Annotated in this window: 7 protein-coding genes; 2 read left to right on the top strand and 5 right to left on the bottom strand. The window is 72.2% G+C overall.

Annotated features, from left to right (window positions below):
- Window positions 1-8 precede the first annotated feature (8 nt).
- Entirely contained in the window at window positions 9-1,874 is a 1,866-nt protein-coding gene (nhaA, locus tag GJR97_RS13255; RefSeq protein WP_154347216.1) for a Na+/H+ antiporter NhaA, read from the bottom strand.
- 87 nt (window positions 1,875-1,961) lie between these two features.
- Window positions 1,962-4,457: an FAD-dependent oxidoreductase gene (locus GJR97_RS13250; protein ID WP_154347214.1), complete on the bottom strand. Its 2,496-nt coding sequence runs from the start codon at window positions 4,455-4,457 to the stop codon at window positions 1,962-1,964.
- A 189-nt stretch (window positions 4,458-4,646) separates the two neighbouring features.
- On the opposite strand from GJR97_RS13250, the gene GJR97_RS13245 reads away from it, so the two are divergent.
- Entirely contained in the window at window positions 4,647-5,690 is a 1,044-nt protein-coding gene (locus GJR97_RS13245; protein ID WP_154347212.1) for a DUF2235 domain-containing protein, read from the top strand.
- A gap of 18 nt (window positions 5,691-5,708) precedes the next feature.
- Here the strand turns inward: GJR97_RS13245 and GJR97_RS13240 are convergent, their stop codons facing one another.
- A complete protein-coding gene (locus tag GJR97_RS13240) occupies window positions 5,709-7,007 on the bottom strand; it encodes a ComEC/Rec2 family competence protein (protein WP_154347210.1) in 1,299 nt (432 codons plus the stop codon).
- Window positions 7,008-7,010: 3 nt separating this feature from the next.
- On the bottom strand, window positions 7,011-8,852 hold the full coding sequence (locus GJR97_RS13235) for a gluzincin family metallopeptidase (protein ID WP_154347209.1): 1,842 nt from the start codon (window positions 8,850-8,852) through the stop codon (window positions 7,011-7,013).
- 116 nt (window positions 8,853-8,968) lie between these two features.
- Here GJR97_RS13235 and GJR97_RS13230 point away from each other — a divergent pair, with 116 nt between their 5' ends.
- On the top strand, window positions 8,969-10,960 hold the full coding sequence (locus tag GJR97_RS13230) for an MDR family MFS transporter (protein ID WP_229276280.1): 1,992 nt from the start codon (window positions 8,969-8,971) through the stop codon (window positions 10,958-10,960).
- 22 nt (window positions 10,961-10,982) lie between these two features.
- On the opposite strand, the gene GJR97_RS13225 is transcribed toward GJR97_RS13230, so the two are convergent.
- Window positions 10,983-11,906, bottom strand: a complete 924-nt coding sequence (locus GJR97_RS13225) for an oxygenase MpaB family protein (RefSeq protein WP_154347207.1) — start codon at window positions 11,904-11,906, stop codon at window positions 10,983-10,985.
- Window positions 11,907-11,937: the final 31 nt, after the last annotated feature.

The following is an 11,937-nucleotide window of genomic DNA, read 5'->3' as shown; positions in this document are numbered from 1 at the left end:
AGTTCGGGTCAGCGCTCGGCCGCGGCCTCCGGGGGCGTCGCGGCCGACGCCTCGAGCGAGCGGATCAGGCTCCGCGAGTCCCACGGCCCGATGTGGCGGCGGCCGTTGACGAAGAACGTCGGCGTCGAATGGAGGTCCATGAGTTCGGCGTCGATCTGGTCGTCCTCCACGCGCCGCACCACGGCAGGCGACTGCAGGTCCTCGAGGAACCTGGGGACGTCGAGGCCGATCTCCTCGGCGTAGCGGCACAGGTCGTCGGTCTCGAGCGCGTCCTGGTGCTGGAAGAGCGTTCGCGCCATGTCGAGGAACCGGCCCTGCAACGCCGCCGCCTCGTACGCCTGGGATGCGAGCTTGGCGTGCGGGTGCACCCCCTCGAGCGGGAGGTGCCGCCAGACCCAGCACACCTCGTCGCCGAAGCGCCGGATCACCTGGTCGATCGAGCCGGTCGCACGGCTGCAGAACGGGCACTCGAAGTCGCCGTACTCGACGATCTGGTACGGCGCGTCGGGGCGCCCGCGGTAGTGGTCGCGCGCGGGATCGAACGGCCGCGCGAGCACCTTGCCGACCGCCTTCGGGGGGTCCAGGCGATCCGCGACGGCGAAGATCGCCCACCCGAGCCCGAATGCGATGAGCGATGCCGTGAGCACGCCGACCCGGCCGTGGTCCTGGGACTCCCCGTCGGGGAGCGCGATCCCCACGATGAACAGCGAGATCGTGAACCCGATGCCCGACAGGGCCGCACCGCCCGCGATGCGCGGCATCCCGAGTCCCGGTGCGAGCCGGCCCATGCCGGTCGCCCGCACGATCGCCGTGAACGCCGTGATGCCGACGAACTTGCCCACGACGAGGCCGGCGATGATCGCCCACGTGAGCGGCGAGGTGAATGCCGACGCGAGCGTCTCGGCGTCGAGGTGCACGCCCGCGTTGGCGAGCGCGAAGATCGGCAGCACGAGGAAGGCGATGTACGGGCCCCACTCGGCCTGCAGCCGGTCGTTGATCGACAGCGACTCGCGGAGGCTCCGGTTCACGGCGGCGGCGTACTGCGCGCTCGGCGACTCGCGGAAGGCGCGCGTGAGCTCCTCCGTCCGCTCGACCTCGGTGCGACGCGGCGGGAACACGGGGATGAGCAGCGCGACCGCGACGCCCGCGAGGGTCGGGTGGATGCCCGCCATCGCGATCGCAACCCACAGCGAGATGCCGAGCACCCCGTACGCGAGGCCGCGACCGGCCCGCAGGTACCGCACGAGGGCGATCGCGACCATGAGCACGGCGGCGACCGCGAGCGGCACGAGGTCGAGCCCGGTGTTGTAGAAGATGCCGATCGCGAGCAGCGCCCCGACGTCGTCGACCACGGCGAGCGTGAGGAGGAACGTGCGGAGTCTCGCCGGGAACGGCGGACCGATGATCGCGAGCGCGCCGAGCAGGAACGCGGTGTCGGTCGAGATCACGACGCCCCATGCGCTGAGCTCACCGGTCGGCAGGGCGATGACCACGAAGAGCAGGGCGGGGATCACGAGTCCGGCCACGGCCGCGACGATCGGCACGATCGCGCGCGACCGGTCGGTGAGCTCGCCGACCGTGAACTCCCGCTTGACCTCGAGGCCGACCACGAAGAAGAACAGCGTCATGAGCCCGTCGTTCACGACGTCGTGCAGCGTGGCGTGCAGTTGCCATCCGCCGAGGCCGATCTCGAGTTCGGTCTCCCAGAACGCCTCGTAGGTCCAGCCCCACGGCGAGTTCGCCCAGAGGATGGCGAGCACGGTGCCCGTCAGCAGCAGCGCGGCCGCAGATCGGTCGCTCGAACCGCGGCGCAGCCGCACCTTGCGACGGGCGGGGCTCGTCGTGGTGTCGGGTGCGGAGACAGGCGCACTCATGCGCCAATGCTAGGGGCGGATGAACCGAACACGGGAGAACTCCCACTCCGACGTCCGACCCCGTTCGGGGGACGGATGCGGGCGGACTCAGATGAAGAGCGTCGTCCCGGACTTCTCCGCCTCGCCGAGGAAGGTCGCGACGCCGCCGAACTCGATGTCCTCCAGCAGGTCGGTCTCGGCGATGCCGAGGAGGTCCATCGTCATCGTGCACGCGATGAGCCGCGCTCCGCCCTCGCGTGCGGCGGTCATGAGCTCCGGGACCGACTGCACGTCGTGCTCCTTCATGACGTGCTTGATCATGGCCGGTCCGGCGCCGGCCATGTTCATCTGCGAGAGCGGCAGCCGGTCGGGCCCGGAGGGCATCATCATGCCCATCATGCGCTCGAGCGCGCCGTGCTCGCGCTTGGGCGCGTGGTCCCGCCGGAGGGCGTTCAGCCCCCAGAACGTGAAGAACATCGACACCTGCTGGCCCATCGCGAGGGCGCCGTTGGCGATGATGAACGCGGCGAGCATCTTGTCGAGGTCGCCCGAGAACACGACGAACGACGTCTGGTTCTTCCGCTCGACGACGGCGGTGGTCCCGGATGCCGCGGCGCCCCCCTTGCGGAAGGCCGCGACGTAGCCCGGCCCGTCGGGCGTCATCGAGAGCAGTTCGTGCCCGTGGCTCGCGGCCCAGGCCGGGCCGTCGCTGACGAACCCCGGGTCGGAGACGCGCACGACCACCTCGTCGCCCGCCGCGAGGTCGCCCATCGTCGCCGAGAGCCGCATGATCGGGCCGGGGCAGGCGAGCCCGGTGCAGTCGAGGTCGACCGACCTCCCCGTCCCCTTGGTCGCTGCGATGAGGTCCACCGCCTCGGCGTAGGCGATCTCCGGCGGCGGCGCGAGGGTCGAGGCCGGCTCGACCTCGTGCCGGAACCGGAAGGTGTTCGACCCGCCCGACAGCGTCGCGACATCCGCGAAGCCGCGCTGCACCAGCAGCCGGTAGGCCAGGTAGCTTCGGAACCCGACCGCGCAGTAGAGGCGCACCGGGACCGATCGGTCCCAGTCCTCGCTGGCCGCGCGCAGCGTCGCGAGCGGCACGTTCTCGGCCCCGGGGATGTGCCAGATGGCGAACTCCTCGGGCGTGCGCACGTCGACGAGCCTCGCGCCATCCACCCGCTCGGGCCAGTCGCTCGCGTACCAGAGCACGAGGTCGCCCCGGAGCACGTTGCCCGCCACGAATCCCGCCATGTTGACGGGGTCCTTCGCCGACCCGAAGGGCGGCGCGTAGGCGAGCTCGAGCTCCTCGAGGTCGTGCACGGTGCCGCCGAGGCGAATGACCGTCGCGAGCACGTCGAGCCGCTTGTCGACGCCGTCGAACCCGGCGACCTGCGCGCCGAGGATGCGTCCGTCGCCCGGCGCGAACAGGAGCTTGAGGTGCATCTGCGCCGTGCCCGGGTAGTAGCCCGCGTGCCCGGAGGGGTGGATGTGGATCGCGCGGTACTCGATGCCCTCCGAAAGGAGTTGGCGTTCGGTGGCGCCCGTGCCGCCGGCGACCATGTCGAACACCTTCACGATCGACGTGCCCTGCGTCGAGCGGTACTCGGTGTCGCGCCCGCAGATGTTCTCGGCTGCGACGCGCGCCTCGCGGTTCGCGGGGCCCGCGAGGGGCGTGATCCACGAGCCCGGGAGGACGGTGTGCGGGGTCTCGACGGCGTCGCCCGCCGCCCAGATCGACGGGTCCGACGTGCGCATGTGCGTGTCGACGCGGATGCCGCCGCGCGGCCCGAGCTCGAGGCCGGCATCCGCCGCCAGGCCGGCGTTCGGCCGCACGCCGGCCGACAGGATCACGAGGTCGGCGTCGACGAACCGGGTGTTCGTGAGCTCGACCGTGAGCCCGCCGCCGGGGCGCTCGGAGAACGCCGCCGCGCCGGTCGAGAGGAACAGCTCGACGCCGCGACTGCGCAGGTGCTGCTCGACCGGGACCGAGACCTCCTTGTCGAGCGGCGGGAGGATCTGGTCGGCGAGTTCGACGACCGTCACCGAGGCGCCGCGGTGCTGGAGGTTCTCGGCCATCTCGACGCCGATGTACCCGGCGCCGATCACGACCGCCTTCACCGGCGTGCGGGAGCGGCCCGGTGCGGATGCCGCGGCCGCGAGCGCCTCGTCGAGCTGCGCCTTGATCTCGTCCATGTCGGTGACGTTGCGCAGCACGTGCACGCCGGGCAGGTCGATCCCGGGCAGCGGCGGCCTGAGCGGATCGGCGCCGGGGCAGAGCGCGAGCCGGTCGTACGACTCGACGTACTCGCGACCGGTCGCGGCCTCGCGGACGGTGACGGTCTTCGCCTCGCGGTCGAGCGCGACGACCTCGGCGCCGACGCGCACGTCGATCGCGAGCGACTCGTGCAGGCTCTCAGGCGTCTGGAGCAGGAGTCGGCTGCGATCGGTGATGACCTCGCCGATGTGGTACGGCAGGCCGCAGTTCGCGAACGAGACGTAGTCGCCGCGCTCGAGCACGACGATCTCGGCGAACTCGTCGAGACGGCGTGCGCGCGCCGCGACCGACGCTCCGCCCGCGACCCCTCCGACGACGACGATCTTCATGCTGGGCCTCCATCCGCTCGAGGCCGGCGGTCCGGCCCGCCTCGCGGCCGATGGTAGGCGGCCTGGAACCCGTCGACCGGGACATCGGTCCCGCGGTCCGCCTGCGCTCCCTTCCGCGGGAGCGGGCTCGGGGAGTACCGTGACGTTCGGGCGGGGCGGCGGGTGCCGATCGTCTGGGGGGACGCGATCATGGCGCGGAATCTGGTGCTCTGCCTGGACGGGACGGCCGGCCAGGTGCGGGGTGATGCCGACTCGAACTGCGTGCGGGTCTACGACCTGCTCGACCTCTCCGACGAGACCGTGCAGATCGCGTACTACGACCCCGGCGTCGGCACGTTCGCCTCGCCGGGCGCGTGGACCCCGCTGGCGCGCGGCCTCTCCCGGCTCGGCGGACTGATCTACGGGGCGGGGATGCGGCAGAACCTCGGCGAGGCCTACGCGTGGCTCATGCGGACCTGGCAGCCCGGCGACCGGATCTTCGTGTTCGGCTTCAGCCGCGGCGCGTTCACGGCCCGCGCGCTGACCGGGATGCTCCGGTTGGTCGGGCTGATGCGAGAGGGTTCCGAGAACCAGCTGCAGTACGCGGTGGCGAAGTACGCCCGCCGTGGCGGAGAGGGGCGGATCCCGTGGGACGAGATCCACCGCTTCTCACGGCTGTTCGCACGCCAGGTCGACGGTCGGAGCACGATCCCGATCGAGTACCTCGGGCTGTGGGACACCGTGAAGGCCCTCGGCGTGGTGCGCATCGCCCCGGACTGGCCGTACACGAGGCAGCTGCCGAACGCCCTCCACGTCCGGCACGCGATCTCGATCGACGAGCGGCGCCGCCCGTTCCGCGAGTACGAGGTCCGCACCAAGGCGCCCGAGACGCTCGAGGAGGCGTGGTTCGCGGGCATCCACTCCGACGTCGGCGGCACGTACGCCGACGACCCGAAGCTCTCGACCATCGCCCTCAAGTGGGTGCTCGAGGGCGCGGTCGACCATGGGCTGAAGCTCGACGCGAAGCGCACCGCGAAGGCCTTCGAGGGGTTCTCCGACGCGCACGCGGCCGGAGCGGCGCACCGGAACGGGGCCGTATGGAGCCTCCTCGTGCCGCGTCGGCGTCCGATCCCCCCGGGCGTCCGGGTCCACGCCAGCGTGCGCGATCGGATGTCGGCGACGGACTACCGGCCGCGACTGCCCGCCGACACGACCTGGGTCGACGACGACTGGGCGACGCTGCGGATCCCCTGACGGTCGTCCGCGCCGGCGTCAGGGGACCCGGAAGCGCACCTCGCTCCAGAGCCCGTCCGGGGCGGCGTGGAAGTCGAGGTCGTCGTCGCCCTCGGCTCCCGCCTCCGGGTCGTCCGCGCGGATCACGTGCGCCCCGCTCTCGTGGAGCGCCTCGAGGATCTCCGACTTCGGGATGCTGTCCTGCCATGCCTTCACCGTGCCGACCGGAACCATGGCGACGCCGCCGGCGTGCACGAGCTCCCGTGCGATCGGCTTGGGCGTCGCGTTGTGCGAGCCGTGGTGCCCGACCTTGTAGAACGCGGCGCCGGTCACGAGCGCCCTCGACGCCGGGTCGTCGAGCACGTGCTCCCACGCGCCCTGCTGCGAGTCGCCCACGAAGACGAATCGGGTGCCGCGGACGTCGAGGACGAAGAAGAGGCTGGTGTTGTTCACCGAGCGTTCGAGGACGGATGCCGCGCGGAGCAGCGCCTCCTCGTCGAGCGCCAGCTGCCCGAGGCGCATGGCGTTCCGCGCGCGCACGAGCTGGATCGGGACCCGGGCGGAGACCTCGTCGCGCGGCACCTCGTACATGCGGTCGAAGATGTCCTCCTCCTCGTCGCGACCGAGCTCTGCGGCCGCCTCCTCGAGCCAGTGCACGGCCGCGGGCGGGTCCATCCGCTTGAGGTACTCGGCGTCGCGGCTCGGCCCGAGCACGTGCACCACGGCTCCCTCGACGGGCAGCTCGACGCGGTTGGCCGCCGCGTCGCGTTTCGGCAGGAACCGCACGTCGTGGTGCTCGGCACCCCCCTTGAACCCGCCGTCGACGAGCCGCCTCGCCGCCGCGAGGTTCGGGCCCGAGTTCACGGCGAAGTCCAGCGCGAGCGCCATCGAACGTCCGAGCGATTCGACGGGCCGTCCGCCGGCGGCCTGCTCGACGAGCCCCTGGAGGGCGGTCGCCGCGACGGTGAGCCCCTGGCGGAGGCCGATCGCGTCGGCGTCGTGCTCGTCCTCGACGAACGGCACCCACACCTCGCCGACGTCGACGGCCGCCCAGGCGTCGTCCGCGAACCCCGAGACGTGGTCGGAGTGGCGGTGGGTCGCGGCGACGACGTCGAGCCGCGGCATCCCGTCGTCGCTCTCGCCCGCGAGCTGGGCGATGACGGCGTCGACCACGTCGCCGATCTTCCGCGGCACGTCGTCGACCCGGGCACGGCCGTGGCTGTGCACCCCGCAGTCCACGAGCATCCGCCAGGTCGCGTCGGCGTCGGCGACGGTCACCAGGAAGCAGTCGCCGAAGCCGGGGTTGTACATCCGGATCGTCACGGTCGCCTCGGACACGGCTCAGTCCCCCTCCGGTGCGTGCAGGCTCGCGAACGTCAGCCGGCCGACGGCGGGCTCGTCGAGCCAGATCGCGAGCGGGTCGCCGTCCTCGACCTCGTCGAACCACTCGTGGATCTCCTCGAGGCGTGCCACGCCGGCGGCGTGCTGGTGGCGGCCGTGCGCCCGGAGCGACTCCGGAAGCTTCGCGAGCTCGGCCGGGCGCGTGAACGGCAGGGGCTTCGGGACCAGCCAGGCGACGCGCCCGTCGACGTTCGCGATCACCGTGCAGGCCGCGTGGAGTCGGGTCCGGGTGTCCCGATCGGCTCCCGACTCGAGGTCCTCGCGCCGCTGCACGATCTGGATGAAGATCCTCGGGTGCGGCTGGCCGTCGCCACCGCTCTGGAACCCGACGTGCATGCCCAGGACCCGGATCCGACCCGCGTGGGGATCGAGGCCCAGTTCGACGGCGTGCGCCTTCGCCCAGTTCACCGTCTGCGCGTACACCGCCTTCGACCGCTCCTTGGCGGCGTTGCCGGCCGCGGTGACCGAGGACGCGGCGGGGTCGAGCTTGATCGTCGAGTCGAGGATCAGCTGCCCGAGGTCGACCGTCGCATCGCCCGTGGTGAGGTTCAGCGGGATGGTCGGGCGACGCCAGAGCAGCGCCTGGTCGGCGAGCGAGACGACGCCGGGCGGGAAGATCCCGCGGCGACGCAGCGCCTCGACGAGGTGGCCGCGGAGATGGCCCCGGTCGTCGGGGAAGAGGTCCCGGTCGGCCGTGATCACGGCGCGCACGACATCTCCGAACGTGACGTCGACGGCGGGCAGGTAGTCGAATCCGCGCACCACCATGCCGAGGATCCGGTCGGCGTTCTTCACCGCCTCACCGGCGATGCGGCGGACGAGGTCGGGCGAGAGTTCGCCGTCGGCGAGCACGCCGGAGCCCCCGGTGGCCAGCCGTCGGAGGTCCGCGATCCGCGATCGGTAGGTCGCGAGGTACGCGTCGAACACGGCCGCCACGAAGATCGCGCCGCGGCGATGCGGCTCGCGCGCCGCGTGGAAGTCGGCCGGGTCGGGCGTCGAGCCGACCGCCGAGCGCAGCGGCCCGCCTCGCCCGGTCGAGCGGCCGAACTCGTCCGCCAGCGAGAGCAGCGCCGTGGCATCCGCGAGCTCGCTGCGCGAGCCGGCGACGAAGTCCTCGACGATGTCGGTGAACAGGAAGTGGTGGAACAGCGCGACGAGGTCGGCGAACGCCTCGTGGAAGGCGAAGACGTCGGAGTTCGTCGCGATCGTGAAGAGCGGCCGCATCCGGTGCACGATCGCGTGCGTGACCTCGTGGGCGATGATGTCGACCGAGAGGCACGTGAACATCAGCTGGTGCGGCAGGTTCGCCTGCGAGTCGGAGTCGTCCGCGCGGTAGTACCCGAAGAGGACCGCGCGCCGGTCCGGGTCGAAGTACGCGTTGCGGCCGTAGAACGCGTGCGGCACGAGCCGGAGGCGGTCGTCGCCGCGCCAGCGGAAGCGACGACCGGTGAACCGCTCGAACCGCTCGATGACGCTCATCGTGATCGCGTAGACGATCTGCTGGTGCGACCGCGGATCGCTCTCGGACGGACGGAGCCCCTCCTGCGCGAGCACTGGCGGGTCGTCGAGGTCGACGGGGTGGTACCACCGTCGCCGGGTCGCGTCGTAGTCGACGACCTGGACGAGCTCGCCGTCGGGGCCCGGCCGGAGGCCCGTCTCGAACGGGATGTCGACCGTGAGGAACTGGCCGCTGAGCCGGGAGCTCATCGGGTCGAACGCGAAGGCGCGCAGCAGGCGGCGATCGGGTGCCTGGACGGCGGGCACGTTGTGGTTGGAGAGCATCGCGGGGCCTCCTCGACAAGGCTGGAACGCATGATGCGTGCCGTGCAGGGCCGAACCTATCGACCCCCGACCGGCGCGGCAACAGGGAACGCCCTGAGGGCTAGCATCGACCTGTCATGACGAATCCAGCACCGGCGTCCACGCCGCTGATGTCGCACAGGCAGATCCTCTTCGTGATCTTCGGCCTGATGGCGGGCATGTTCCTCTCGGCTCTCGACCAGACGGTCGTCGGCACCGCGATCCGCACCATCGGCGACGACCTGAACGGCCTCAGCCAGCAGGCGTGGGTGACGACGGCGTACCTGATCCTCTCGACGATCTCGACGCCGATCTACGGCAAGCTCTCCGACATCTTCGGCCGTCGTCCGCTGTTCATCGCGGCGATCGTGATCTTCATGGTCGGGTCGCTGCTCGCGACGTTCTCGACCTCGATGCTCGAGCTCGCCGCGTTCCGCGCCATCCAGGGCCTCGGCGCCGGCGGCCTGATGTCCATGCCGCTCGCGATCATGGGCGACATGCTGGCCCCGCGCGAACGCGCGCGGTACCAGGGCTACTTCCTCGCCGTGTTCGGCATCTCGAGCCTGATCGGCCCGCTCGTCGGCGGCCTGTTCGCAGGTGCCCAGGAGATCCTCGGCATCGCGGGGTGGCGGTGGGTGTTCCTCGTCAACGTGCCGATCGGCCTCGTCGCCCTCGCCATCGTGCTGCGCTTCCTGCACCTGCCGAAGCACGCCCGCCCCGGGGTGCGGATCGACTGGTGGGGCGCCGCCACGATCATCATCGGGCTCGTGCCGCTCCTCCTCGTCGCCGAGGAGGGGCGCGACTGGGGCTGGACCAGCCCGCTCGCGGTCGCCTGCTACGCGGTCGGCGCGGCCGGCCTCATCGCGTTCGTCCTCATCGAGCGCGCCATGGGCGACGACGCGCTGATCCCGCTGAAGCTGTTCCGCTCCAGCACCTTCTCGATGGCGACCGTCATCGGCGTGTTCGTGGGCTTCGGCATGTTCGGCGCGATGCTCACGATCCCGCTGTACCTGCAGCTGGTGTTCGGGTCGACCCCGACCGAGAGCGGCTTCCAGATGCTGCCGATGATCCTCGGCCTCATGATCGCCTCGATCCTGAGCGGGCAGATCATCGCGCGCACGGGCCACTACCGCATCTTCCCGATCCTCGGCACGGCGATGCTCGCGGGCGGCTTCCTCGACCTCACCACCCTCCAGTACGACTCGTCGTACTGGGTCATGGCCGGCGCGATGCTGCTCATCGGCCTCGGGCTCGGACAGCTCATGCAGACGCTCACGATCGCCAGCCAGAACTCGGTCGGGCTGCGCGACATGGGCGTGGCCACCAGTGCCTCCACGTTCTTCCGCCAGATCGGCGGCACCGCGGGAACCGCGGTGCTGCTCTCGCTCCTGTTCACGCTCATGCCCGCGAACGTCACGGGCTCGCTCTCCGACGAGGCGACGCTCTCCGACGCCCTCGACGCGGCCCTCGATCCGACGGTCGCCGAGGCGCCCGCGAACGAGGAGATCATGGCGACGATCTACACGCCGATCGTCGAGCCCATCGTCGCGAGCCTGCCGCCGCAGGTCGACCTGGGTGACGATGCGGCACGGCAGCAGGTCGTCGAGCAGGCGCTCCCCGCGGTGCAGCAGGCGTTCGACGGCGCGCAGTCCGGCGACGAGGGCGATGGCGCCTCGGTCGGCAGCAGCGCGCTCGACGACACGTCCTTCCTCACCGGCGCTGATCCGAGGCTGGCGAAGCCGTTCCTCGTGGGCTTCAACGAGTCGGCCGTGCAGGTGTACTGGGTCGCACTCGTCGTGGTGCTGATCGCGTTCGTGCTCTCGCTGTTCTTCCGGACGCCGCCGCTGCGCGCCAAGTCGGCGCTGCAGGAGGCGGCCGACGAACGCGCAGCCGCCGACGAGCGGGCGGCGGCGGGCTCCGGTCGAGCCGTCGGCGCCGGCGCCGGCGCGACCGCCGCGGTCGGCGGCGCCGACGACGAGGAGCGCGCCGACACGGGCGTGATCGCGACCCTCGCGGCCGACGAGTTCGGCGCGATGGTGGAGCCCGGCGGGGATCCGAGCCTGCACCGCGGGCACGACCCCGGCGACTGAGCCGGGTCGGGAGGGGCGCGGATCAGGCGCGCGAGGCCGACTCCGACGCGCCCGCGAGCCGTGCGAGGCGCTGCCGCGCGTTGCGCTCGCTCGGCGACATCCGCCCGAACCGCTGCGCGCCGATGGCGAGCACCGCGCGCGTGAGCGTGACCGCGGGCCACCACGGCCGCCGGAGGCCGAGCAGGCTGCGCTCGCGCGCGTCGAGCGAGGCGACCGCACCCCCGAACAGGATCGGGTAGATACCGCCCACGACCCCCGGGAGGCCGGGGCGCCGGATGAACCGCACGGCCTCGGCGACGCGCTCGTCGGGCCGGGCGCCCTCCAGGAAGCCGTCGAGCTCGGCGCGCAGCGCGTCGAGCGACGTCGGCGGCTCGCGCACGCCCATCAGCCGCCCCACCTCCGCCCACTCGCGCACGTACGCGTCGGCGCCGCCCGGGATCGGACCGCCCCAGCGCTCGTGCGCGCCGATGAACGCCTCGGTGAACGCGTCGTGCACCCACCGCAGCAGCTCCTCGTCGTTCGCGGCGTAGGCGCGCGTCGCTCCGCGGGCGTCGACGTACGTCCCCGTCACCCGCTCGTGCAGTCGGGACACCGCGGCGCACGCCGCCGCGGCGGCACGCCGGTCGCCGAAGGTCGTCGTCGCGACCCACCGCACGGTGCCGTCGAGCCGCCCGAGCGGGTCCTCCCGGTACCGCGAGTGATCGTGGACGCCCGCCATCGCGCCCGGGTGCAGGGTCTGCAGGAGCAGCGCGCGGATGCCCGCGACGAGCGTCGGAAGGGCGCCGTTGACCGCCCACACCGCGCTCCCCGGACCGAACAGCCCGGCATCGTCGCCCTCCGCGAGCGCCCGCGTCCAGGCGGGCGGCTCGTCGCGACGACGACGCAGCGGACTCCACCGCGCGCTCCCCGCGCGGGCCGCGGCGCCGTCGCGCCCGCCGTCGCTCATGCCTCCGACGCTAGGCGTTCGCTCCCGACCT

The organism is Agromyces kandeliae, assembly GCF_009674665.1.
Lineage (GTDB): Bacteria > Actinomycetota > Actinomycetes > Actinomycetales > Microbacteriaceae > Agromyces > Agromyces kandeliae.
The sequence above is the reverse complement of the archived record's forward strand: the minus strand, read 5'-3'. Positions and strand labels throughout refer to the sequence as shown.